Here is a 24,742-nt window from a genome sequence, read left to right on the forward strand (position 1 = left end):
AAAGTCTACTGCGCATAGGTCTCATTCTTAGAAAGTGCTGTTAATCTAGTAATTTTGGCACCTAGCAAGGAAAGCATATCTTCTATACGATCATAGCCTCGATCTATGTGATGTATGCGCTCTACTACAGTTTTTCCTTGTGCAGCTAACCCTGCAATAACTAGAGCTGCACCCGCACGCAAATCAGTCGCCTCTACCGTTGCACCATATAGCCGAGGAACACCTCGAATATAGGCTGTATTCATATCAACTCTTATATCTGCGCCCATCCTTGCCAGCTCATCTACATGCTTTAAGCGACCTTCAAAGATCGTTTCTTTAATGACGCTAACGCCATCCGCAAGAGCAAGCATAACCATCACCTGCGATTGCAGATCCGTTGGAAAGGCTGGGTATGGTGCTGTTACAATTTTCTCAACAGCCTTGCTGCGCAATCTGCTGTCAACTCTAATTATATCACCATCAACATGAATTTGAACACCTGCACGGCGCATCACATGAATAAGCGACGTGAGATGACTAGGCTGGGTTTTGTGTAGCGTAACTTGACCGCGAGTTGCAGCAGCTGCGATCATTAATGTCCCCGTTACGATTCGGTCTGGAATTACTCTATGCTCACAGGCTTTTAATGAGCTAACTCCGTCAATCGTAATCGTATCTGTTCCAGCACCGAGCACCTTGGCACCCATTGCATTAAGAAAATGCTGAAGATCTTGAATCTCCGGTTCACGTGCAGCATTAGTAATCGTTGTTCGACCTTCAGCTAAAACTGCCGCCATCATAATATTCTCCGTTGCACCTACACTAGGAAAATGCAAGTGAATATCGGAACCGATCAGTTTTTCTGCTCTGCAAAGAATCGTATTTCCTGTTTCTTCAATCGTTGCGCCTAGCGCCTTCAAACCATCCAGATGGATATCGATTTTCCGCTCCCCAATTGCACATCCACCTGGCTGATACACTTGAGTTTTGCCGTACTTCGCCAGCAATGGTCCCATCAAAAAGATGGAAGACCTCATCTGTTTCATTAGCCCTTCCGGAACATGTGAAGCAGATGCTCCTTTTGTGTCAATGATAATCGTACTTCCCTTATGCTCTACTCGACAACCAAGTTCTCGTAATATCGAGATCATCACTTCGATATCAAGCAAATGTGGAACATTTTCGAGTACGGTTGTTCCTTCAGCCAGCAGACTGGCAGCCATAATCGGCAGCACCGCGTTTTTGGCACCTTGGATTACAACAGTTCCTGACAAAGGCTTTCCGCCTTCAATCACCAATCTGTCCAATGTATCACCTCCGAATTACCGCTCGCCCACCACCAATACTTCAGGTATTAAGAGGATACCATTACGCTCCTTTATAACGCCTTGAATATGTGTAATAAGAGCGAGAACGTCATTAGCTGTCGCCTGTCCTGTGTTGACGATAAAATTGGCATGAAGCTCGGATACTTGTGCTCCTCCACATTGGAACCCTTTGAGGCCAGCCTCCTCAATTAACCGTGCCGAGTAATCTCCCGGCGGATTGCGAAACACACTCCCCGCACAAGCCATTTGTAGGGGCTGTGTTTGCAATCTGCGTTCCTTATGCCTTGCCATTTCTGCAGTAATATGTTGGCGATCGCCCTTCGCAAGCTCGAAGGTAGCCTCTATGACGAATCCCGATATTTCCTGCATAATGGAGTGGCGATAAGAGAAATTCATATCTTCGCTGTAATAGGTAACCAATTCTCCGTTTGACAGTACAATTTCAGCTGACTTAAAAATACGTGATACATCAGATCCATGCGCGCCAGCGTTCATATAGACAGCGCCGCCAACCGTGCCTGGAATGCCTCCGGCAAACTCCAGACCAGTTAAACCCTGTCTGCCAGCAGTAACGGCTAGCTTAATGAAGGAATACGCTGCACCAGCAGTAACTGTATTGCCTTCAAAATGAGCATAATCCAGGCCTTTACCAGGCTTTATCACTACGCCGCGCAATCCTTTATCACTAACAAGCATATTGGAGCCGCGTCCGATCGTCGTCCACGGCAGGTTATGCTTATTCAGCAATTGGATTAATTTGATGAGCTGTTCCTTGCCTTGAGGAAGGACCATCAGATCAGCGTTACCGCCAATCTTCCACGTTGTATGCTTCGATAGCGGCTCATTGAAGAGATATTCCCCGATTTGATGCTCTTCAAGCTCCTCTATAAATAGATTCATTATGTTCTCCTCCTTTTGAGAATCGCTGCACATCATTCTCAAGCAATCACAGTCCGACGAGTGGAAACACAGGCACCGCATAGCTCTGATCACGAATTATACGGTATCTTATGCCTTACCACTCATTTATGTGACAATCGCCTAAATCAATCTTATCGTTTGTTTTTTCTAATTCTATTTAATGCAAGTGCGATACGATTCGAAGAATCCGGCACCGCTAAAAATAAAGAGGCCTGTGACATTTTAGAAAGTCTGTGTTCATCAAGCAGCAAGGCAGCCATACGCTCCAGCAACGCTTTGCCACTTAGCTCGCGCTCAAGTATGATCTCCGCTGCGCCTACAGATTCTAAGCTTCTTGCATTAGCCTCCTGATGATTGTTCGTAACATTCGGTGACGGAATTAAGATGGATGGCTTACCAAGCGCGGTAATTTCCGCCAACGATGAGGCTCCAGATCGGCTCACGACGATTGAAGCGTCCGTCAGCACCTCAGCCATATTGTTGATATAGGGCATGAGCTTAATGCTGCCGCGTTCAAACGCAGCAGTTCCTCTTAATTTCTCCAAGGTGTTCTCATAGTACGTTTCACCTGTAGCGAAAACAATGACGAATGAGTCGAGCTTCTGCAACAGCTCCTCTTCCTCAGCAAAAGCGATCACAGCTTCGTTAAGTGCTTTTGCCCCACGGCTTCCACCAACGATGAGTGCATAGCGTTGGTTAGGCTCAAGTTCTAGTGATGCTCTGCCACGACCTGGATAGGCCTCCAGCACTTGAGAGGCACAAGGGTTTCCTGTAAAGCTTACCTGCTTAGCCTTAGCGAAGGCAGCTAAGGAATCCTCAAAGCTGACTCCAACGTGGGAAACATAGCGGGTAAGAAATTTATTCGTAAGACCAGGTATTGCATTTTGCTCATGAATAAAGGTGGGCACACCTAAGCGGGCAGCCGCATATACGACTGGCCCACACACATAACCACCAGTGCCTACAACGACATCTGGCTTAAACTGTTTAATTAGCTGCTTAGAACGCGATACTCCCCGTAAAAAACGGATAACTGTCCGTACATTATCGTAGGACAGTTTCCGCTTAAACCCCGTAATTTCTATACTTTCAAAAGGAATGCCTGTTCGTGGAACAATTTTACTTTCCATTCCTTTGTCTGTTCCTATATACAACAGCTCAGTTGCTGGGTCCTGCTGCTTCAAGTATTGCCCAATTGCCAAAGCAGGATAAATGTGGCCACCAGTACCTCCACCTGTTAACAATATTTTCATGTCAGTCACCTCGAATATCGAGAAATATTGAGCAGGATGCCAAATGCCGTTAGTAATAGCGTTAACGATGAACCTCCGTAGCTCACTAGCGGTAAGGTTATACCGGTTACTGGCATCATACCAATAACTACGCCTATATTAATAAGCACTTGTACTCCAATGATGCTCGTTATGCCGATGGCCAGCAAGCTGCCAAACGTATCTGGCGCTGAAATCGCTGTTCGGACACCTCGCCAAACGACGATTAAAAACAATAGGATAAGCGTCGCTCCACCGATGAAGCCGAGCTCCTCCGCTAATATGGAAAAAATAAAATCGGTTTGTGGCTCGGGCAAATAACTGAATTTCTGCCGGCTTGCTCCAAGCCCTAATCCTACTAAGCCTCCAGGTCCTATAGCAAATAATGATTGAATAATCTGATAGCCTCCACCAAGTGGATCTGCCCAAGGATCTAAAAAGGAGGTGATACGTTTCAGACGATAGGGAGCAGCAATAATTAGCCCAACAAAGCCGACAACCCCAATCATTGCAAGTCCACCTAGGTGAATGAGCCTTGCACCTGCGGTAAAGATCAGAATAATCGACGCACCGACCATGACTGCACCTGTACCTAGGTCAGGCTGAAGCATAATTAGGCCAAAAGCTACAAACACGAGAGCTAATGGAGGCATCAAGCCCTTCGTAAATTGCGTAATCTTCTGCTGCTCAATCGATAACCATTTTGCTAGAAAAATAACCATTGCTAGCTTCATAAATTCCGAAGGCTGTATGCCGAAGGAGCCTATGCCCAGCCAGCTGCGTGCTCCACCACGTACGACACCGATACCCGGGATCAATACGAGCAGGAGTAAGCCAAAGCAAACAAGCAGCAAAATTGGTGCTAATTTCTTCCATAATGTATAGTTTACACGTGATAAAAACAGCATCGATACAAGCCCTAAGCCAGCAAATATGGCTTGGCGCTTTAAAAAGTAAAATGGATCACCGAATTCATGAAAACCTTTTACTGCACTGGCGCTATACACCATCATTAGTCCAATTCCCAAAATTAGCAGAATGGATATTAAAAGCCAAATGTCTGGGGCAGAGCGAGCCTTAACCATATCTTACACACCTCTACATATACGAAGTAGGGACTAGCCCCCTACTTACAAGGTATGCACCGATTTCTTAAACATGCTTCCTCTTTGCTCATAAGATGAAAACATATCCCAGCTCGCACACGCAGGTGACAGCAGCACAATGTCTCCCTCGACCGCTAGTTGTGCTGCCAGCTTCACCGCCTCGTCAAGCGTTTCCTCGGCACTAGCTTTAGGTTCGACGAGTCTCACCTCTTCTAAACCTGCCTGACTAGCAACCGCTTCTAGCTTGCTTCTAGTTTCGCCTAAAGCAACAAGTCCCTTTACACGATCACGGAAGATAGGCTCCAGCTCAGCATAATCTGAGCCTCGATCTAATCCGCCTGCAATAAGAACAATAGGCGCTGATAAGGAACGGATCGACATAATTGTCGCCGTTGCATTTGTCGCCTTCGAATCATTATAAAATGTGATGCCATTAGCTTCGCTCACAAATTCCAAACGATGCTCTACACCTCTAAAGAGCTCAAGCGGCTTTACAAGCGCTTCTGGGGCAGCTCCTGCCATAAGACATGCAGCAATTGCCGCAAGCGCATTTGCCGCATTATGACGCCCTGGTATGCCTAGCATGTGCAAAGGCATAAGTGACTTAGGTTCAACGTCTGACGACATGCGATACATAATGTGACGCGCTGCAGCTTCCTCGGCTGCGTCAGGCAATGGCTCCCCTGCCTGAATTGGTTCATATGGCGGGTCGACATATACCCCCTTCTCAAGCGTCTCATAGATCGAGAACGGAAAGCTAATGCCTCGGCAATGAGTAATCATTTCTCGCGTAACGGGATCATCCCAATTCAGAATAGCAACATCATCTTTATTCTGATTGTCTAATATTTTCGCTTTCGAACGGATATAATCCTGCAAATCTCCATGATAATCGAGATGTGTCTCCGCAATATTTAGAATAAGAGCGATTTTAGGTGCGAACTTAGCAGTTCCTTTCAGCTGAAAGCTGCTAAGCTCGGCTACAATCCATTGATCCTTCGTTACTTCTCTTGCAATTTCACACAATGGCAAACCAATATTTCCGCCAACGACAGGCTGCAAGCGGGCTGCTTCTAGCAGCTTGCCAATGAGTGTCGTCGTTGTCGTCTTCCCATTCGAGCCCGTAATACCGATAATCGGAGCTTGACTAACCCAATATGCTACTTCTACTTCTGTAATGATTTCTACATTTAATTGCTGCGCACGTACTATAGGCGGCGCTGAATATGGAATTCCTGGATTTTTTACTAGTAATGCAGTATCTGCCTGAACCAAATCGTCAGGATGATATCCACATATCACTTCTATTCCTAATGCTTCAAGCTCTGCAGCCTCAGGAGACTGCTCACGTGTTTTTCGATCATTAACCGTGACAATTGCTCCAAGCTGATGAAACAGCTTGGCTACACTAACGCCACTTCTAGCTAAGCCTAATACTACTATTTTTTTATTTATATACTGTGACGGATGGTTCATATTAAGACCTCACTTTGACAATATGTACATTTGATGTGTTAATTGAAAATAATCCAATATAGATGTCGAAAATTCTTTCATTACTGCTTCGTGATCAAAGCCGAACTTTTTGACTTCCCTTCAAATAAGGTTCAAAAAGCTCGGCTTTCAGCACCAAGGCATCTGCATCCGATGTGCGTTTTTTTCAAAAACGCTGTAATTGGATGAAGCTAGGGATTTGAGGAGCGCAGCTAAACGTTTTCGAAGAAAACGACTTCGAAAGCATTAACTTGTTTTGGTACGTGAGCACCTACAATGTTTTCGTAGAAAACATACTTCGGAAGCATGTTCCACGATGAATTCAATATTCGTAGTCGAATAAACATTCAGTCCAGCTTCGTGATCAAAGCCGGACTTTTTGACTTCCCTTCAAATAAGGTTCAAAAAGCTCGGCTTTCAGCACCAAGGCATCTGCTTCCGATGTGCGTTTTTTTCAAAACGCTGTAATTGGAAGAAGCTAGAGTCTGAGGAGCGCAGCGTACGTTAGTTAGTACGTGAGCACCGGAAAATCCCGATGAATTCAATATTCGCAGTCGAATAAACATTCAGTCCAGCTTCGTGATCAAAGCCGGACTTTTTGACTTCCCTTCAAATAAGGTTCAAAAAGCTCGGCTTTCAGCACCAAGAAGATTGGATGAAGCTAGAGTCTGAGGAGCGCAGCGTACGTAGTTGGTACGTGAGCACTGGAAGACTCGGCTGAATTCAATATTCGCAGTCGAATAAACATTCAGTCCAGCTTCGTGATCAAAGCCGGACTTTTTGACTTCCTCTATAAAATGAACATTAATCCTATAACTGCTAACAATAATCCCACCGACCAAAACACCGTTACGACCTTCCATTCTGACCAGCCTGAAAGTTCAAAGTGGTGATGAATGGGACTCATCTTGAATACACGTTTTTTACGTAGCTTAAAGGAAGTAACCTGAATAATAACAGAAAGCATTTCTAGTACGAATACACCGCCAATAAGAATAAGCAGAAGCTCCGTTTTTGTCAGGATCGCTACTGCAGCAATACCACCGCCAATACCTAGCGAGCCCATATCCCCCATGAACACCTTCGCAGGATGCGCATTGTAAACGAGGAAGCCAAGCACCGCTCCAACCATCGAAGCTGAAAAGATTGCTGCATCATATTCCACAACCTTCAGCGCGATAATAGTGAAAGCACCAAACGCAATGGCGCTTGTACCAGCGAGCAGTCCGTCAACACCATCCGTAAAGTTCACTGAATTACTTGCCGCGAACATAATAATAACGACGAATGGATAATAGAACCAACCAAGATCTATGCCAGCAGTAGTTCCAGGTATAAGCAGCTCCGTGCTGTGGCCCATATTATATAACTGCCAGCAGACGATGACAGAGAATATAAGCTGACCGACTAGCTTTTGTCTAGCTGTTAAACCTAATGAACGCTTAAATACAATTTTAATATAATCATCTAAAAATCCGACGATACCAAAGCCAAGCGATGCGGTAAGCAACACCCAAAACTCACTACTAATCTCTGCGAACTTAATAAATGTAATAAGCAGCGCAAGCATAATGATGATGCCACCCATTGTAGGTGTTCCGCTTTTTTTCAAATGGCTTTGTGGACCGTCCGTACGAATTTGCTGTCCGAATTTTAATCGTCTTAATAACGGTATGAACAGTGGTCCGAATAAGACTGCTAGTATGAAGGAAACTCCTAATGATAATAAAATGACCATCATGTCCATACACTCACCCCTTTTCCAAAGCTTCGACAACCTGCTCCATCTTCATACCTCTAGAACCCTTGACAAGCACAAGGTCCTCAGGCTTTACACGGGGCAGAAGCCAAGCAATTAGCTCTTCCTTTGTATTAAAATGTTGTAGCTGCTCTTCCTCGTTAAAATGAGCGCGAGCACCCTCTACAATGTACTTACCTAACTCGCCACAAGCGATGACAGCATCGACCTTGGAGGCATCGGCATATTCTCCCATCTCACGATGAAGCTTCTCTTCATCTGGACCGAGCTCGAGCATATCTGCAAGCACTAGCCACTTCTTCCTAAAGCCAGTTAGACTGCCTACTAGCTCGATCGCCGCTCTAGTCGCTGTCGGATTGGCATTATAGGCGTCATTGAGCAGTGTAGCTCCGTTGAACGCTGTTGACGGTGCAATTCGCATGCCTGTAAGCTGCATCGATTGAAAGCCTTCGCTAATTTGTTCCGCAGGAACACCAAACAACCGAGCAACCGCAATAGCGGCAAGGGCGTTACTAACATTATGACGGCCTGGTATCATAATTTGTTGCTGTCCAACACTGCAGGACTTGCCCATATATTGCACCTCGAACGTGCTCTTCACAGGATCAAGTACAATATGATCAGCCGACCACTCATTGGCTTCGCCAAGTCCAAACGTTTTCTTCTCAATTGTGCTTGGCATGAACAGCTTCGCCATTTCTTCCTCTAGCAGCGGTTCATCACCATTGTATATGAATATTCCTTCCTCTCCCAAGCCGTGAATAATTTCAAGCTTCGCTTGGGCGATGCCTCTTCTGCTGCCAAGCTGTTGCATATGCGCATCCCCGATGTTCGTTATAATAGCCACATCAGGCTGCGCGATTTTTGATAGCAGCTCAATTTCGCCAAAACCACTCATACCAAGCTCAACGACAGCAACATCCGTATCCTCATCTAAAGCAAGAATTGTATGTGGCAATCCTATATGATTATTCAAATTACCTTCTGTTTTTCTTACGTTATAAGTCGTACTAAGCAGCGCTGCTGTCATATCCTTCGTAGTCGTCTTCCCGTTACTGCCTGTAATTGCCACAACACGAGTAAACAGCTCGCCACGATAGCTCATCGCTAGCTTTTGCATCGCAGCAAGTGGGTCACGAACGAATAGAAATGGGAAGTGCTCAAGATCGTCTGGAACAGGAACTCCTTTTTTCCACAGAGCAGCCTTTGCTCCATTCTCGATCGCTTGGTGTATAAACTGATGTCCGTCAAAGCGATCGCCTGTTAGTGGAATGAACAGCTCACCCTCTGTCGATCTTGAATCTCTTTTAATTCCCTCTACGATGAGCTCCTTCAGCTCTCCTTTATATATTGCACCACTCATGTCTGTGAGCTGCGCAATGGTTCTTCTTATCAATGTCATTAACTCCTTCATCATGATCTGCATGCAAAGACTAATGATTTCCTTCCACATATAGCCCGAACAATATACTACCGCGCATTAGCTTGCCAATTCAATAGCTTTTTTTAACAATTATGTTCAATAACGCTGAAACATGCTTTTTTATTATAGCATGTGAAAACGACAAGCGAGAGAATCAAATGAAAACTTCTAAGCTATTCTCTCGCTTATGCTTCCAACTGCCTAAAAACAATAGGTCATTAGTTGTGAGAATGAAGCGCTCCTTCCGGTAAATCCGATTCATCTCCAAGGTATATTCGAATCGTAGAGCCGCGCTCCACCCTCTCCCCTGCAGCAGGAGCTTGTTTAATGACCGTATTGCCCGTGCCTGAGCTCGTTAGGTTAAAATTCATATTCAAATCTTCATAAATTTCAGTTATCGTCTTGCCTACTAGATTTGGAACATTAACAACTGGCGTTTCACCGTAGCGGTATAAGCGATCAATTTGTGTTTCACGCTTTGGTACCTCTAAAATTTGTAGCGCATCCTCCATAATATTGCGGACAATCGGGGCTGCCACCACACCACCAAATTGTATCCCCTCTGGATTGTCTACCGCAACATAGACGACAATCTGTGGATCGTCTGCAGGGGCGAAGCCGATGAAGGAAACGATATGCTCCGATGTAGAATAGCGACCGTTTACAACCTTTTGCGCTGTACCTGTCTTCCCTCCAACACGATAGCCATCAATGAAGGCATTTCTACCGGTGCCTAGCGCGACAACGCTCTCTAATGCCTCTCTCACCTGCTTCGACGTAGCTTCTGAGATAACCTCTCTAACAGCTGTAGGCTCGATCTCCTGGACTACTTCACCGCTCTCTCGATTAATCCACGCCTTGGCGACATACGGCTTATACAATGTGCCTCCATTAATCGCTGCTGATACGGCAGTAATTTGCTGGATTGGTGTAACAGAAACCCCTTGTCCGAATGCGGTGGTAGCGAGCTCCACTGGACCGACCTGACTTAGCTTGAATAGTATGCCGTTTTCCTCACCGCCAATGTCTATGCCTGTTTTAGAGCCAAAGCCAAAGTTACGTATATATTCAAATAGCTTATCCTTGCCTAGACGATTACCTAGCTCTACGAAGCCAGGGTTACAGGAGTTTTCAACAACCTGCAAAAAGGTTTGACTACCATGTCCACCTTTTTTCCAGCAACGAAGCCTTGCCCCGCCTATTTCCACTGCACCACCATCATAGAACTTCTCGTTTTTGAGATTGACTTTATTTTCTTCAAGAGCAGCTGCGAGTGTAATAATTTTAAAGGTTGAACCAGGCTCGTAGGTCATCCAGATCGGAAGGTTGCGGTTGTACACGATCGGGTCCACCTCTTGATATTCGCTTGGGCTATAGGTTGGACGACTTGCCATTCCAAGTATTTCGCCGCTATTCGGATTCATAGCTATCGCTATTACCGCATCAGCATTGAGTCCCGTCATCGCTTGATCGAGCTCCCGCTCCATAACCGTCTGAATCTGCTGATCAATCGTTAATTGCAGCGTTAAGCCCTCTTGAGGCGCAACGTATGTATCGGAGGAATTAGGCATCTGCCGACCTGCTGCATCGGATAAGAAGCTCACCATGCCCCCTACACCTTTCAGCTTGTCATTATGCGTTAACTCAAGGCCCGTTAAGCCATCATTGTCGATCCCTGTAAAGCCTAGCAAATGTGCAGCCAACCGCTCATACGGATAATAGCGTTTGTTGTCCTCTGCTACGACGATACCAGGTAGATTCAATGCTCGAATCTCGGCTGCTCGTTCGGGCGACATCTTCCGGCCACCAGGACCGAGTTTTACATTCATTTCTCTTTTCGATATCTTTTCGAGGACGTCCTCTTCTTCCATTCCAAGCAGTGGAGCAAGAGCTTTGGCCGTACCTTCCTTATCCTTGACTTGTACTGGTACTGCCCAAATCGTAGGAGTACTTATACTATATGCCAACCGGACACCGTTGCGATCCCATATCTCACCTCGCTTAGCGACATATGGAATATCACGCCGCCATGAATCCTCTGCCTTCTCTGACAGCTCAGCTCCTTTAATAAGCTGGACATAGCTTAGTCGCACAATAAGTCCGATGAACGCGACGATGGCAATCATCAATATAATAAACAACCTTCTTCTTACCGTTACATTTGATACCTTCATCTCTATCCCCCTATCGCCTGAATCTGCATGATGATTTTAACAACTCTCTTTTCATGCGTATTCAACTGTAGGACAAGATAGAACACTCACGCTGCCAAATAAAATGAAGGAGAAGACTTCTTTCGCCTTCTCCTTCATTACACTGTTCCTTACTAGCCGGTTTCCGTCGTCGACGCTTCGGCTGTAGCCTCGTCTAATCCTTCTTTCTCTTGCTCTTGCTCGTTATCCGCTTCAGCATCAGTATCGAGCGCCTCTGACTCTGCTTCCTCGCCACTAGACTCAATGTCAGATTGCTCTTCAGTGCTTTCCTCAGTCGGCTGCACGAATTCAGAAGATGCGAGTGGCTCCAGCTTGATCGTAACCGTCCGAGAGCCTTTATCCTCGACAAGCTGCTGATCATAAACGTAGCCGCTGCCCTCAATCTTCAGCTTAACACCGAGCAGTGCAGTGATCTCCACTGCATCACGCAACGATGCACCAATCAGATCAGGTATAACCAGGTTTTCCTTTTGCTCGGTTACAAGATAGATCAATTGCGTCGGATGGACAAGCGAGCCTGCTGCAGGAATTTGCTGTTCAACAATAGCCCCATCCCCAATAAATTCATGCTTTAGGCCAGCAGCCTTTAGCTTCTCCTTCGCTAGAACACCCTTCAACCCTGTCACATCTGGCGCTTTAATCAACGCCACCACATTTTCTCCATCACCATTAGCCGAAGGATCTGGAGTGACGTCATAGCTCGGTGGAATTTCCAGCTTACGTAAGCTTTTTAACAATATTTCTCGAAACACCGGTGCTGCAACGGAACCACCACCAGCGTTCTTATCGTTAGGCTCATCAATGATGACAAATACAATTAATTGCGGATCCTCAACAGGCGCATAACCAATAAAGGAAATAACGTATTTATCGGTCGAGTACTCATTGTTTACTACCTTTTGTGCTGTACCCGTTTTACCTGCGACACGGTAGCCTTCAATATACGCATTACGACCTGTACCTCTTTCCCGATCGGCAACAACCTGCTCCAAATACTCATTGGCAAGCCTAGAGCTCTCCTCTGAAATCACTCTTCTCACGACAGTTGGCTCGACCACCGTCGTCGTTTTCGTTGCGGGATCGGTGATGCTCTTCACAATATAAGGCTTCATAAGCTTTCCGCCGTTAGCAACTGCTGCTACTGCGGCAATCTGTTGAATTGGCGTTACCAGGACAACCCCTTGCCCAAATGTAGCAGCAGCAACGTCACGCGGATATTGGAAGCGTATCGTTCCTGTTGCTTCATTAGGCACTTCGATTCCCGTTTTTTGACCAAAGCCAAAATTCGTTAAGTACTCTCTGAATTTTTGCTCACCTAGCCGCTCGTAGCCTAGCTTTACAAATGCAACGTTACTCGAGTATTTTAAGCCTTCTAGGAAGGTGATTTGTCCCCAACCTAAACGATTGTGGTCCCTAATTGGGGTAGGGTCATTAGCAATCTTAATGCTACCAGACTGAAAATACTCATCTGGGTCAAACACGCCTTGATCAATCGCAGCAGCAAGCGTTGCGATCTTAAATGTAGAGCCCGGCTCATAAAGCGAACCTACAGCGTGATTGTACATCGCAGAATAATCCGTATCCCAATACTCATTCGGATCGAATTCTGGCATATTCGCCATAGCTAATATTTCCATTGTATTCGGATTAGCTACAATTGCCGTTGCGCTTTTCGGCGAATATTTCTCTACTACGTCACGAAGTGCTTCCTCTGCATAGTTTTGGATGTCACGATCAAGCGTCAGCTGAATCTTCTGACCGTCCTTTGCTGGAACGTAGTCCACATCACTACCCATAATTTGAACACGTTGGCCGTCCTTCTGATAGGAGATATGACCGTCTTGCCCTTCGAGGATATCGTTGTAGGTCGACTCAAGGCCTATTTTATTCTCTCCATCTAAGCTTATATAGCCAATCACCTGTGAAGCGAACTTTTCATGTGGATAGAAGCGTTCGTATGTTTCTGCTAAGTAAATGCCCGTATCCGTGCCAAGCTTCTTTTTACGAAGCTCTTCCTTCAGCTCATCACTAAAGGCAACAAGCAGGTCTGCTACTTCTTTCTCAATATTCCAGCCTCCCTGGCGCAGCTCACGATTCGCATAATATGTACCATCTTTACGTGTAGCATTGAGGTGGTCTTCAATATATTTACGATCGACTTCTAGGATGGAGGCTAAGCCTTCCTTGATCTGCTCAGCAATTCCGAGATTATGTATAAGCTGCGGGTTGATCGATACATTGTAAGCTAGTGCATCCATCGCAAGCACATTTCCATCTCGATCAGTAATTGTGCCTCGCTTCGCTTGAAACGTTTCGGAGGTGGACCAGCGCTTTTCGGCAAGCTCTCGCCACATTGCTCCTTCTACGATTTGAGTTTTATAGATATGGAACATGAGAAACAGAAAAAGGAGGGTGATAAGCCCTCCAAGCGTTAATGTGCGTAATTTAATTCGCTTAATCATCGTAATCACTTCCTATTCTAGCTTTGCTGTCCCTTCTAGGACGGATGACTTCTTAACGACAATTCCAGATTCTAAGCTGCTTGACATCCCTTGCGCTTCAGCAAACTGACGGATGCGACTTGGATTACTTAACGCTTGCACCTGACGCTCTAGCTGCTGTATCTGAATCTCCATACTTTGCATTTCATTATTCACATTTTTTATATTTAAATTGATATCGTATATGTCTGCATATCTAAAAATAATGAAACTAGCAATCACAACCGCTACTAATACCGTCATTAAGTAGAGCATTTTTTCCGCAACTGGTATCGACTTTCTTCTTACAACTTTTTTTCTCGTTTCGCGTATGACATATTGGTCTTGTTCTCTACGCTTCGGTTTAACTGCTAGATTACCATAATAGGCCACGAATAATCCCCTCCTACAGCTTTTCAGCTATTCTTAATTTAGCCGATCTTGCACGAGGGTTCGCGTCCAACTCTGCGTTACTCGGTACGATTGGCTTTCGATTAACTAGCTTTAATATTCCATCATTTCCACAGACACACATTGGGAAGTCAGGTGGACATGTGCATTTCTCTACGTACTTCGCAAAAATTTGCTTGCAAATACGATCCTCCAACGAATGAAACGTAATGACAGATATTCTACCCTGCGGTGCAACGCAGCGCACCGATGCTTCAAGTGCCGTTTCCTCTGCACCTAATTCATCGTTGACAGCGATACGCAATGCTTGAAACGAACGCTTGGCAGGATGTCCACCCGTACGTCTCGTTGCAGCTGGAATTGCATTTTTAACGATTTCTGCAAGCTCAGCCGTCGTCGCAATTGGTTTTACTTGACGAAGCTTACCGATAGACCTGGCAATATTGCGAGCAAATTTTTCTTCGCCATAGCGATCTAGAATCCGTGCAATATCACGCTCGTCCCACTCATTAACAATATGGTGAGCAGTTAGCTCCTGCTCGCGGTCCATTCTCATATCAAGCGGCGCATCGTGGTTATAGCTAAAGCCTCGTTCCGCCTCATCTAGCTGTGGGCTCGAGACACCAAGGTCAAATAATATTCCGTCTACCTGTGGAACACCATCGACTATTGGAACATTGCAGTTCAGCAGCTCTTCTTCCAGATGACGAAAGTTGCTGCGAACAAGCGTGACCTTATCCATATAAGGAGCTAGTCGCTGCTTAGCATTTTCATGCGCCCAATCATCCTGGTCAAAAGCAATAAGACGACCAAATTCGCCTAGCTGCTCAGCAATGCGCAAGCTATGTCCTGCTCCTCCAAGCGTGCAGTCCACATAGATGCCATCCGGTTTTATATTTAAGCCTTCAACAGCTTCTTCCAATAATACAGTTGTGTGTGCGAACACCTTCATCCCTCAATTCTCGTTGTCATACTAAAAGTTAAAATCAAAATCTACAAGCTTTTCGGCTATTTCATTAAACGTTTCCTCAGATTGTTGATAATAGCCTTCCCAAGTTGATTTACTCCATACCTCAACACGGTTGGATACACCAAGCACCATGCAATCCTTCTCTAGCTTGGCATATTCGCGTAAATGCGGTGGAATATTCACTCGACCTTGCTTGTCTAGCTCACATTCAGTAGCACCCGAGAAGAAAAAGCGTGTAAACGCACGTGCATCTGATTTCATAAGTGGCAGTGCTTTCAGTTTCTGCTCCAATATCGCCCACTCACTGACTGGGTATACGAATAAGCAGTTGTCGAGTCCACGTGTAGCAATAAAGCCGGAACCGAGCTGATCACGAAATTTGGCAGGGATAATAAGCCGACCTTTTTCATCGATCGAATGCTGATATTCTCCCATAAACATAATTTCGCTCCACTCCTTCCCCTATATGCTCCACTTTCCCCCACTTTCCACCACCTAGTCAAACTAATTCGCCACATAAAACAAAAATCCTGCTTTTGTAAGCAGGATTTTAATAAAATATTTAATTGTATTTATTTCCAGCTGTCTAAATAATCAGCCTGTGTCTTCGTTAGTGTATCAAGCCCCATACCAAGCGCTTCAAGCTTATAGCTGGCAACTTGCTGATCAATATCATAAGGGACATTTGCTACCACTTTACCCATGGACTCATAATGGTCATTGACGTACTTTAAGCTTAACGCTTGCAACGCAAAGGTCATATCCATAATTTCTGCAGGATGCCCGTCTCCTGCCGCCAAGTTAACCAAACGACCCTCAGCTAGCAAATAAAACTTGCGTCCATCTTCCATTACATATTCTTCTATATTGCGTCGTACAACACGCTTACTAACACTCATCGCTTCGAGATCCACTTTATTGACCTCGACATCAAAGTGGCCTGCATTAGATAGAATAGCGCCATCCTTCATGACCTCGTAATGCTCCTTACGGATAATATCACGATTTCCCGTTACGGTTACGAAGTAGTCTCCATGCTTTGCCGCTTCAATCATTGGCATAACCGTGAAGCCATCCATATACGCTTCTACTGCCTTGATTGGGTCAATCTCAGTAACGATAACTTGAGCACCAAGTCCTTTGGCACGCATTGCTACACCTTTACCGCACCAGCCATAGCCAGCTACAACAACCGTTTTGCCCGCTACGACAAGATTAGTCGTACGGTTAATACCGTCGAACACGGATTGACCTGTTCCATAGCGATTATCGAATAAGTATTTGCAATACGCATCATTTACGGCAACCATCGGAAAGCTAAGTACCCCTTCCTTCTCAAGCGCCTTTAAACGGATGATTCCTGTCGTTGTCTCCTCGGCTCCTCCACGCAGATTAACGCCATATTGCCCATAATCTGTATGGAGCAAGGTTACTAGATCGCCGCCATCATCAATAATTAGATCAGGCTTGCTTTCCAGCGCCTTTACGTTAAGCTGCTTAAACTCTTCGGGTGACGGATTGTATTTACCGAATACGGTAATTCCATCTTCAACTAGCGCAGCACAAATATCATCCTGCGTAGACAATGGATTACTTCCTGTAATCGTCACCTCTGCACCACCCGCTTGAACAACCTTTGCCAAATAAGCTGTTTTTGCTTCCAGATGAAGTGAAATCGAAACCTTCAGCCCTTTAAACGGCTGCTCTTTCTCGAATTGCTCACGAACACGATTGAGCACAGGCATATGCGCGCTTGCCCAATCAATTTTCAAATGCCCCTCTGGTGCAAGAGACAAATCGGTAATGATACTGTTTTCAACTGAACTCATCTTATCTGTTCCTCCTAACGTCTTCCTTACAATTTTACAGCTTTACAATTTCATGTCCACCCGTTCTTGAGTACGGTGCATTCATAATAGCCTCCAGCCATACAGCATCGTATCGATTCCAATATGAAATCATTGAAAGCACTCTCTCCTGTGGCTTACCGGCTGGCTTAAGAGCAAGCTCTACACGGTCAAGCTGACGAATGGCTGCCTCGAATTGCTTTTCTTGGGCATCGATTGTTTTCGATTCCATAAATGATATCTGTTCAACGATCTTAGACATATTCGTCTCACCAAGCTTCGTCAGACCAGCCTGTATCGAACCCGCCAGCTCGATCAGAGGTTTGTACAGCTCTACAAACTGCTCCTTCACACCTTCGAAGCGATCCTTAATATGCAGCTCATCCTGCTCTTGCAGCCAAGCCTTTTTACGCTCCTGGAAATGCTCCATAACATCCCGGAAGCTTAGATCGTATTTATCCATATTTTTCGCGATAATGCCTTCGACTAATGTGTACGACATACGAGGAACGATAATCGGCATCTCCATATCTAACGTTTTGAACGCTTGTCCTGTTAGTGCCCAGTAAGATATTTCTCCAGGACCTAGTACAGTCGCTAGCACCGGGAACACATAATCCTGCATTAGCGGTCTTGTCAGTACATTGTTGCTAAAGCTAGCTGGATGCTCTTCAAGCAGCTGAAGAAGCTGCTCATAGCTCCATTGAACCTGACCTTTACGATCTTGGAACTTATCCCCTTGCTTATAGAGCAGTGTACGATCTCCGCCCAGCTCTTCAGCGAACAGAAACAGGTTGCTACTGCCTGCATTCACATCTGCCTGAAGGGTGTAGCTCAATTGGCGTACTTGCTCAGCTGCAGCCATATAAGCGGACTCGAGCTCATTATTACGCTGCAGCAGTTGTCTGAACATAGGCTTCTCCAGTGCACGCAGCTCGGCGTAGTCAGAATCAATATATAACAGGCCATACGATGCAAACAGTTTTTGTAGAATAGCTGCAAAAAATTGCGAAAGTGTCTTGCTGTTCTCTGCTATTTCCATTAGCTGCGCAACTAAGCCTTCCTTAAATTCAGAGCCAGGTAGCTGCTCACTAAGCTCTGCAATGGCTTCCTTCCACTGCTCACTGCTTACTTCGGTACGGCTAACGGACGTACGGCTATTATCCGACTTAGCTAAGATCAGCTTCTTTAAGCTTTGATCGGCACCAACAATATACGTATGGTTAACCTCGTCCCAGTCGTGATCTTCACCAGCGATCCAGAATACAGGTACTATAGGACGTTTCAGCTGTTTGCTTGCTGACTCAGCTGCTAATATGATCGATACAGCTTTATGAACAACAAGCAGTGGACCGCTCCATAAGCCAGCCTGCTGACCACCGATTACGACTTGTGCTCCCTGTTCGATATGTAGCAAGTTTTTTTGCTGCTGCTCAGTCCATTCCACATTCCCCATGTAGGAGCGCAGCACAGCTGCAAGCTCAGCGGATGATGCACGCTTTTCTGCATGCTCATCAAGCCGTTTCGAGCGAAGCGTCCAATCCTCCTCATTCCCACTGTAATAGCCATACAACGAGCGAACAACTTCTTCCTTACCATCTATATAATCAGCTGTTAATTGCTGAGCAATCGGCAGCTCATATTTTTGTAGATCAGTCACGCTATCTCTACCTCCTAATCTTTATAAAAGCTCACTCATTTAACGATACATGATCTTACTGTTAAAGTACAATATTTTATTTTAGTTGTAAAAAAACGTCTCCACCGTAGCGGAGACGTCTTTAATATATGTATTATACCGTAAACGCAAGCTTAAGCAGCACATAAATATTAAGTATTAGATATAAGAGTACCATTATGAAAAATGTAACGCGCCATATGACTCGAACAATGCGCTTCCACGGGATATTGCCGCTTTTACGATAATGAATATTCCCCAGCAAGCCCGCACCGATAATCATAACGAGTAGAATTCCATATATACCAAATCCGATATGGAACAATTGATTAAATAGCGCCCCGACATTCAATATAAAAAATATTGTAGAAACGTCCATCGCCATACGAATTGCTCGCTTACGATCTTTTATAAATATTTCATAGCCTATAAAGACAATAATAAATGGAAGAATAGGTATAGTTGCAATTGCTGAAATGATATCCCACATAAGCTCTGAATGCTCACTCCTTATTGTTCAGGATGTAGTGCTTCGATGATATGTACCATGCTTTCATTCAGAGGCGCTTGTTTATTACTGCGTGTCGCAATCCGAGCTACAGCACCATTAATGGAGGAGATCTCGGTCATGTGACCATTTAACACATCTGCACGCATCGAGGATGTATTGCTTGCTGTTGCGCGACAAACGTTAAGCACCTCGTCAAATGTACAATCTACAAGCGAATGTTCTTCAGCTTGTAGGATGCTTTTAGCTTCAGAAAACAGCTCTTTCATTAGCTTTAGGCGTTGCTTTGATTGTGGAAGCTCGCCGTTTGTTACATTAAACAATGCAGTTAGTGGATTAATAATCGAGTTGACCATTAATTTACGATAAATCTGCTCCTTGATGTTTTTCGACACAAATACTGTAAATCCTGCCTTTTGCATAGCATTCTCTAATATATTCTGGTAAATTTGTCCCGTATCCCGACCTAGTTCTTCACCAACCGCAGTTATCCCGCTTCCAGAATGAACAACCTGGTTTCTATTGATCCGTTTCGCCCCTTCGCTCGTTACCGCTGTAATGATTGGACAAGCCACCGTTTCAGCTAGTCTAGCAATATGTCCAACTCCATTCTGAATTGCAACAATCGATCGATAGCGTTTTAGCTCAGTGAGCTTCTTAAGCTGTAGTAGAAATGCTTCATCCATATGCGTTTGCTTTACAGCCACGATCGCATAGGTTTCATCTATAGATTCATTCTCAAGCTCAGGATCGAGCTGTCCGATAGCGTTACATGAGCAATTCAGTTTAATTTTCTCTTCACTGCCAAGCTCGTATAACTCAATGCCTAGGTCGTTAATTAATGCTGCAGTTTCATTAGTGCGTGACCATAGCTGAACTGAATATTGAGCCTGTAATAGTTTTGCAGCGAGCAGCAGCCCTATCGAACCGGTTCCAATGACTTCGAATCTCATTACAATCTCCTATCTAGAAGGTTTTTCCTTTATACAAGCATACATGAACAACAAAAAAAGCGCTACTGAGCAGCACTTTTTTTGTCATGCCTATTCAATTCTTTCTAAGTTTCCGTTCGCGTCCATCTTAAAGCGCGGTTTATTTTCCTCTTCCGTATTAAGAACAGTAAGACGGCGTGCACGGTCCATAATTTGAATCAATGTTTTGTAATCATCATTCACCGCATGATAATCGTTTTGAACCATATTTACTTCCTTCGTTAGCTTCTCATTTTCAATACGAAGCTGATGAAGCTCATCTTCTCTTTCCCTCAATGTTTTCTCATAGCTGCGAATCTGTCGAGTTAAATCTTGATACGTCATCTTCCATTCACGTAGAAAACGAATAACAGCATCGATCGATAGACTTTCTTCAAAAGATGTTTGCTCCGTTTTTAAAGTCCGCTCCTCTGTTTCATAGACGGAAACCGAAGAAACCTGTGGTAGGGAAGAAACCTGTTTTTTCATATAATTTCGTTTGTGACGCTGCTGCTTTGCTATTTGTATCGCTTCTTCATACTGTTTTCTTACAAAGCTGTTCCAACGAAAGCCGCAGGCTGCAGATGTGCGGCCAATGCGCTCTCCAACTTCCTCAAATGCAGAAAGCTGAGTACTGCCCTCTCTAATATGACGCAGAGTTACCTCTGCCAGCATGAGATCATCATCTGGTGTCCATGCGTCCTGTCTAATTGCTGTCATGCAATTTAACCTCCTAACGTAAAGGCGCTTACTTATCTCTATGTTCTTAGTAGAGTTCATAGAATCTATTGTTTACTATTTTGTATTACCATTTTCTAAAAATCTCATACATAGAACTTCATAATGTTGTCCATACTATGAACACGTTCACAATTCAGACGAAATAAATTCATTTTTTCGACATGGGGATAGTTTACACATTTAGTACCTAACGCTATAATGGGATTTAGGAATTTGGGTCGTTCAACAAGAAAGGGGGTAGCGATATGGCACGTATGTATCGTGTACTTGGCTTCTGGTGCCTTGTGATTGGTTTAATGGCATATGCTGGTCATATGTATGAATTTTCATTACTATTTCTAGCACAAGCAGCTGCATTCGTTTTTCTTGGCTATTTGAAATTCTCAGAAAAAACTTACATAGCGATGTTTTGGGGATACATGGTGATCTCATTCGTTGGATTTACGTATTGGTCTGTGTTCAAGATGAGTATACCGTTCTAAAACAATTGCCTTCAAAAGGTCGTACAAGTTCCACTTGTACGACCTTTTGCTATTCACAATAATGCCAAGATATATTAGGCCAACCTGTTGCATACAATGGAAGATAAGGAGGGTCGGTCGTTTTGAATATATGGAGACAACTATTATGCCTTATCTTGATCTCGTCGCTATTGCTAGGTTCTGAAGCATTAGTCATCGCTGAACCAGCAGCTTCATCCACCTCCCCTCTAGCAACAGAAGATGAGGAATTGCATGATATACTACAATCAAGCCTATCTATTGTAGAAATCGATAAAGAAATAGAACGTATTCAAGCAAGGCAGCTTACTCTTCAAGAACAGATTTTGGATACGGAGCTTAAGCTATATGAAGGCGAAGATGCGATAGAGAATAAAAGAAAGCAAGCAGGCAAAGTGCTTGCCGCTTACTATAAGGGTGAGCGTATCGATATTTATTTAAGCATTCTTAAATCAAAAAGCCTTGAGCAATTTTTATACTCTTTAGAGATGATTGAATATATTTTATCTCAAGACCGCCGCTTATTGGATGCATATATTGAAGATTACGAAGCGCTTAGCAGCCTTTATGAGCAATACGCCACGGAAAATGAGCAGCTAATTGCAATGGAGCAGGATCTACAGAATCAACGGCAGCGAATCGTTGAGCTTGAGCAACAAATCGATACTCAGCTAAACGGCCGTACAGACGCAGAACGTGTTACGCTGCTCATTGAGCAGCTCATCCAGTTTTGGGAGCAGCAAGGCATCGTACAGGTAAGAGCTTACTTTGAAGCACTAGCCTCTGCGATGAACGAGCTACCTGGCTGGCTGCAAAAAAACAGTCAATATTTTAGCTACAAAGGCTTCAATTACACGGTTACATTACCGGAAGACGTCCTTAACCAATATTTACAGGATTATGACCCTATGTTTGAATACTTTAAGTTTGATTTTAATGAAGGGTCCATTACAGCGTACGGGAAACGAGATGAAATCGAGATCGAAATTACCGGACAGTATACGGCAGTCGACGAGCCCTCCAACTATATTCAATTCTCAATGGATGAGCTAAAATTTAACGGCTTTGCCTTGCCTGATTCAACAAAGCAGGAGCTTGCCGAACAATTTGACCTAAACTTCTACCCGAACATGCTCATCAAGCTGCTTCGCGCAAAAAACGTAGAGGTGAAGGACGACCAGCTAATTATTGAATTGAAGCTAGCTCTATAGAAGCAATAAGTAATAAAAAATGGATAGAGGATTCAGATGGCGTTCTGAAAACTCTATCCATTCGTTTTGTTTGATAGGAGCTTGCTACTATTGGCTCCCATTAATAAACACCTCAAGCTTTTCTGACAACGAAGCACCCTCTCTCCATTGCTGCTCCAGCTGTTCATATCGATTAACCCAATGTAAATCGACAGCAAAATGCTGACTAGCTAATAGCTTCTGCTGCAATATATCTTTTATGAGCAGTTGCATCGAATCATTGCTATAGGAGGCGTAAATTTTACGATGAACAACTGTTCCCTCTGGCTGATAACGATTTAACGTTTCGAGCCATAGCATAGCAGCTTCAGCCTCCTTCGTGCCTGCACTGATCATAAAGCTTTTCCCATTAAGCCAAGGAAGTGGAATTTGCAGCTTGCTGGTTACATAGTTTGTATCGATTAACTCTTTTTGCTCATAATATTGCTTAAGCGTTACCAGGTATAAAAATGGAATCGAGGATTCATCTATCTCCATAGAGGGCTTCATTAGTTCCACATTTTGTTGTAAAAAATGCAATGCATCATACTGTGTTTCATTGAGCATACCTAGCTGCATAGGCTGGTCCTGATCCTTATACCACATGGATAGCCATACGAGGATGCCATTCATATGTTCCGAATCTATCGACATAAGAGGCCCCTCAAAAGACTTTGCCTGCTGATAACGGTCTAGCAAATACTCAAAGCTTAAATTCATCATCTCAGGTTGATCTTGTTGCTCGTCTTGCTCGGAACTGGGGTTGGTTGGAATCACTCCACCTTTTAATGCCAAGCTTTCATCTAGTACAAAGGGTATCGTTATTTCTGGGGTCAGGTCATTGCTCTCAGCTTCTTCAAATGCCTGTTTATGCATGAAAAGAATATAGGGATTCGTTTCGTAGGGGATGGCCCACATATATCCGTTCCATCTCAAGGCATCAACAACACTTGGAAACTGATCACTAAGCACATCATTATTCATTAAGCGATCTACAGGCTGAAATAGCCCTTGAATCGCAAGTGGGACAACCCACTCGTTATTCACAAGCTGTACGTCACCTAGTCCGCCAAGCTGTGCCAGCTTTTCCCACTCTTCAAAGGTTAAATGATCATCAAAAAAGTTTTTGATCTTTACACGAATATGCGGATGTAATTCGCTAACGCGCTGTGATAAGAGGACAAGCTCGTTATACTGCTCTTCTGGCAGCATAACTCCTAGCTCTAGCTCCACTGTTCGTACGGGCTCAGCATCGGGCACAACGACAACAGCTGGCTCATCTTTATACAATTCAGACACATAGGTCCAATCTAATGCACGCGTTAAAAATAGAAAAGCAACAGCTACTAGCAAAATAGAACCAATTATAAAGGGAATTGTTCTTCTAGTAAACACAGCTCGTCTCCTTTTCATAACGATACATTAAGTATAGCAAGATCTCGTCACTATGTATATCGCTTTCATTGCTTTAGTAACAAAGACTCTTGAGATGAGAGCTATTTTATCGTATAATATCGCGCTCCGTAGATGGTGAGGTTACAATTGCTGTTGCCCTTTGATTTCAGCGCTCCGTAAATAGTGAGGCTTCGATTGCTGTTGCCCTCTGGTTTCTTGAATACTGATCATTGTAGAAACCAGAGGACAAAGGCAACCGCTTCCGCTTCTACGCTCTCACTATTTACTCCGCTGGAGCTCTTCTTGGGTAGTGCTACGTGGTTAAAACCTCTCCATCTGCCTCCGCTGCGGCGTCTTTGTGGGCATCGCTTTGTGGGATCACCTCCATCTACTGACTGAGCCTTCGTGGGCTTCGCTTCCGGGTTATTGAATGAACTGGTAGAGTATGGTAATCTTTTATCGTAAACCCATCTATACTTCTGAAAGAAGGTTGATATCATGTTGTTCATATTGTG

At 44.3% G+C, this 24,742-nt stretch carries 20 protein-coding genes; 2 read left to right on the forward strand and 18 right to left on the reverse strand.

The annotated features are described in order from the left end of the window. Positions 1-5: 5 nt before the first annotated feature. From murA to M3180_RS02760, 17 genes are all read right to left on the reverse strand, one after another. Positions 6-1,289, reverse strand: a complete 1,284-nt coding sequence (murA, locus tag M3180_RS02680; RefSeq protein WP_251665672.1) for a UDP-N-acetylglucosamine 1-carboxyvinyltransferase — start codon at positions 1,287-1,289, stop codon at positions 6-8. Positions 1,290-1,304: 15 nt separating this feature from the next. Then, positions 1,305-2,210, reverse strand: coding sequence for a UDP-N-acetylmuramate dehydrogenase (gene murB / locus M3180_RS02685; RefSeq protein WP_251665673.1), 906 nt, complete (start codon positions 2,208-2,210; stop codon positions 1,305-1,307). Between the two features lie 152 nt (positions 2,211-2,362). Beyond that, complete coding sequence (gene murG, locus M3180_RS02690; protein ID WP_251665674.1) at positions 2,363-3,484, reverse strand: undecaprenyldiphospho-muramoylpentapeptide beta-N-acetylglucosaminyltransferase; 1,122 nt, start codon at positions 3,482-3,484, stop codon at positions 2,363-2,365. A 5-nt stretch (positions 3,485-3,489) separates the two neighbouring features. Further along, on the reverse strand, positions 3,490-4,587 hold the full coding sequence (spoVE, locus tag M3180_RS02695; protein WP_251665675.1) for a stage V sporulation protein E: 1,098 nt from the start codon (positions 4,585-4,587) through the stop codon (positions 3,490-3,492). Between the two features lie 45 nt (positions 4,588-4,632). Continuing rightward, positions 4,633-6,084 (reverse strand): UDP-N-acetylmuramoyl-L-alanine--D-glutamate ligase, encoded by a 1,452-nt coding sequence (gene murD / locus M3180_RS02700; RefSeq protein WP_251665676.1) that lies wholly within the window; start codon positions 6,082-6,084, stop codon positions 4,633-4,635. An 808-nt stretch (positions 6,085-6,892) separates the two neighbouring features. Then, complete coding sequence (gene mraY / locus M3180_RS02705) at positions 6,893-7,849, reverse strand: phospho-N-acetylmuramoyl-pentapeptide-transferase (RefSeq protein WP_251665677.1); 957 nt, start codon at positions 7,847-7,849, stop codon at positions 6,893-6,895. Positions 7,850-7,853: 4 nt separating this feature from the next. Beyond that, the gene (locus M3180_RS02710) at positions 7,854-9,263 is read right to left on the reverse strand and encodes a UDP-N-acetylmuramoyl-tripeptide--D-alanyl-D-alanine ligase (protein WP_432806891.1); all 1,410 of its coding nucleotides are present in this window, start codon (positions 9,261-9,263) and stop codon (positions 7,854-7,856) included. 239 nt (positions 9,264-9,502) lie between these two features. After that, on the reverse strand, positions 9,503-11,458 hold the full coding sequence (locus M3180_RS02715; protein ID WP_251665679.1) for a stage V sporulation protein D: 1,956 nt from the start codon (positions 11,456-11,458) through the stop codon (positions 9,503-9,505). A gap of 152 nt (positions 11,459-11,610) precedes the next feature. After that, positions 11,611-13,959: a penicillin-binding protein gene (locus M3180_RS02720; protein ID WP_251665680.1), complete on the reverse strand. Its 2,349-nt coding sequence runs from the start codon at positions 13,957-13,959 to the stop codon at positions 11,611-11,613. A gap of 12 nt (positions 13,960-13,971) precedes the next feature. After that, entirely contained in the window at positions 13,972-14,370 is a 399-nt protein-coding gene (locus tag M3180_RS02725) for a septum formation initiator family protein (protein WP_251665681.1), read from the reverse strand. Positions 14,371-14,383: 13 nt separating this feature from the next. Beyond that, positions 14,384-15,334 (reverse strand): 16S rRNA (cytosine(1402)-N(4))-methyltransferase RsmH, encoded by a 951-nt coding sequence (gene rsmH, locus M3180_RS02730; RefSeq protein WP_251666344.1) that lies wholly within the window; start codon positions 15,332-15,334, stop codon positions 14,384-14,386. Between the two features lie 27 nt (positions 15,335-15,361). Next, the gene (mraZ, locus tag M3180_RS02735; RefSeq protein WP_251665682.1) at positions 15,362-15,799 is read right to left on the reverse strand and encodes a division/cell wall cluster transcriptional repressor MraZ; all 438 of its coding nucleotides are present in this window, start codon (positions 15,797-15,799) and stop codon (positions 15,362-15,364) included. A gap of 131 nt (positions 15,800-15,930) precedes the next feature. Beyond that, positions 15,931-17,187, reverse strand: a complete 1,257-nt coding sequence (locus tag M3180_RS02740; protein ID WP_251665683.1) for an adenosylhomocysteinase — start codon at positions 17,185-17,187, stop codon at positions 15,931-15,933. A 34-nt stretch (positions 17,188-17,221) separates the two neighbouring features. Further along, positions 17,222-18,865, reverse strand: a complete 1,644-nt coding sequence (bshC, locus tag M3180_RS02745; RefSeq protein ID WP_251665684.1) for a bacillithiol biosynthesis cysteine-adding enzyme BshC — start codon at positions 18,863-18,865, stop codon at positions 17,222-17,224. 133 nt (positions 18,866-18,998) lie between these two features. Next, positions 18,999-19,373, reverse strand: coding sequence for a DUF3397 domain-containing protein (locus M3180_RS02750; protein WP_251665685.1), 375 nt, complete (start codon positions 19,371-19,373; stop codon positions 18,999-19,001). Between the two features lie 20 nt (positions 19,374-19,393). Continuing rightward, positions 19,394-20,344: a ketopantoate reductase family protein gene (locus M3180_RS02755; protein ID WP_251665686.1), complete on the reverse strand. Its 951-nt coding sequence runs from the start codon at positions 20,342-20,344 to the stop codon at positions 19,394-19,396. Between the two features lie 90 nt (positions 20,345-20,434). Next, entirely contained in the window at positions 20,435-21,082 is a 648-nt protein-coding gene (locus M3180_RS02760) for an RsfA family transcriptional regulator (protein ID WP_251665687.1), read from the reverse strand. A 266-nt stretch (positions 21,083-21,348) separates the two neighbouring features. On the opposite strand from M3180_RS02760, the gene M3180_RS02765 reads away from it, so the two are divergent. After that, on the forward strand, positions 21,349-21,585 hold the full coding sequence (locus M3180_RS02765; RefSeq protein ID WP_251665688.1) for a DUF2626 domain-containing protein: 237 nt from the start codon (positions 21,349-21,351) through the stop codon (positions 21,583-21,585). Positions 21,586-21,707: 122 nt separating this feature from the next. Further along, the gene (locus tag M3180_RS02770) at positions 21,708-22,814 is read left to right on the forward strand and encodes a coiled-coil domain-containing protein (protein WP_251665689.1); all 1,107 of its coding nucleotides are present in this window, start codon (positions 21,708-21,710) and stop codon (positions 22,812-22,814) included. Positions 22,815-22,901: 87 nt separating this feature from the next. Here M3180_RS02770 and M3180_RS02775 read toward each other — a convergent pair whose 3' ends face one another. After that, positions 22,902-24,227 carry an extracellular solute-binding protein gene (locus tag M3180_RS02775; RefSeq protein WP_251665690.1) on the reverse strand — a complete coding sequence of 442 codons (1,326 nt, stop codon included), beginning with the start codon at positions 24,225-24,227 and terminating at the stop codon, positions 22,902-22,904. Between the last annotated feature and the right edge of the window lie 515 nt (positions 24,228-24,742).

The organism is Paenibacillus camelliae (assembly GCF_023715345.1).
GTDB lineage: Bacteria > Bacillota > Bacilli > Paenibacillales > Paenibacillaceae > Pristimantibacillus > Pristimantibacillus camelliae.

Bases quoted from the DNA above. Each gene is read 5' to 3' on its own strand.
- M3180_RS02760 (WP_251665687.1), bottom strand. From the start codon at position 21,082: ATGACAGCAATTAGACAGGACGCATGGACACCAGATGATGATCTCATG.
- murD (WP_251665676.1), bottom strand. From the start codon at position 6,084: ATGAACCATCCGTCACAGTATATAAATAAAAAAATAGTAGTATTAGGC.
- M3180_RS02720 (WP_251665680.1), bottom strand. From the start codon at position 13,959: ATGATTAAGCGAATTAAATTACGCACATTAACGCTTGGAGGGCTTATC.
- mraY (WP_251665677.1), bottom strand. From the start codon at position 7,849: ATGGACATGATGGTCATTTTATTATCATTAGGAGTTTCCTTCATACTA.
- spoVE (WP_251665675.1), bottom strand. From the start codon at position 4,587: ATGGTTAAGGCTCGCTCTGCCCCAGACATTTGGCTTTTAATATCCATT.
- M3180_RS02755 (WP_251665686.1), bottom strand. From the start codon at position 20,344: ATGAGATTCGAAGTCATTGGAACCGGTTCGATAGGGCTGCTGCTCGCT.
- mraZ (WP_251665682.1), bottom strand. From the start codon at position 15,799: ATGTTTATGGGAGAATATCAGCATTCGATCGATGAAAAAGGTCGGCTT.
- M3180_RS02740 (WP_251665683.1), bottom strand. From the start codon at position 17,187: ATGAGTTCAGTTGAAAACAGTATCATTACCGATTTGTCTCTTGCACCA.
- M3180_RS02710 (WP_432806891.1), bottom strand. From the start codon at position 9,263: ATGACATTGATAAGAAGAACCATTGCGCAGCTCACAGACATGAGTGGT.
- murB (WP_251665673.1), bottom strand. From the start codon at position 2,210: ATGAATCTATTTATAGAGGAGCTTGAAGAGCATCAAATCGGGGAATAT.
- M3180_RS02765 (WP_251665688.1), top strand. From the start codon at position 21,349: ATGGCACGTATGTATCGTGTACTTGGCTTCTGGTGCCTTGTGATTGGT.
- M3180_RS02715 (WP_251665679.1), bottom strand. From the start codon at position 11,458: ATGAAGGTATCAAATGTAACGGTAAGAAGAAGGTTGTTTATTATATTG.
- M3180_RS02750 (WP_251665685.1), bottom strand. From the start codon at position 19,373: ATGTGGGATATCATTTCAGCAATTGCAACTATACCTATTCTTCCATTT.
- murG (WP_251665674.1), bottom strand. From the start codon at position 3,484: ATGAAAATATTGTTAACAGGTGGAGGTACTGGTGGCCACATTTATCCT.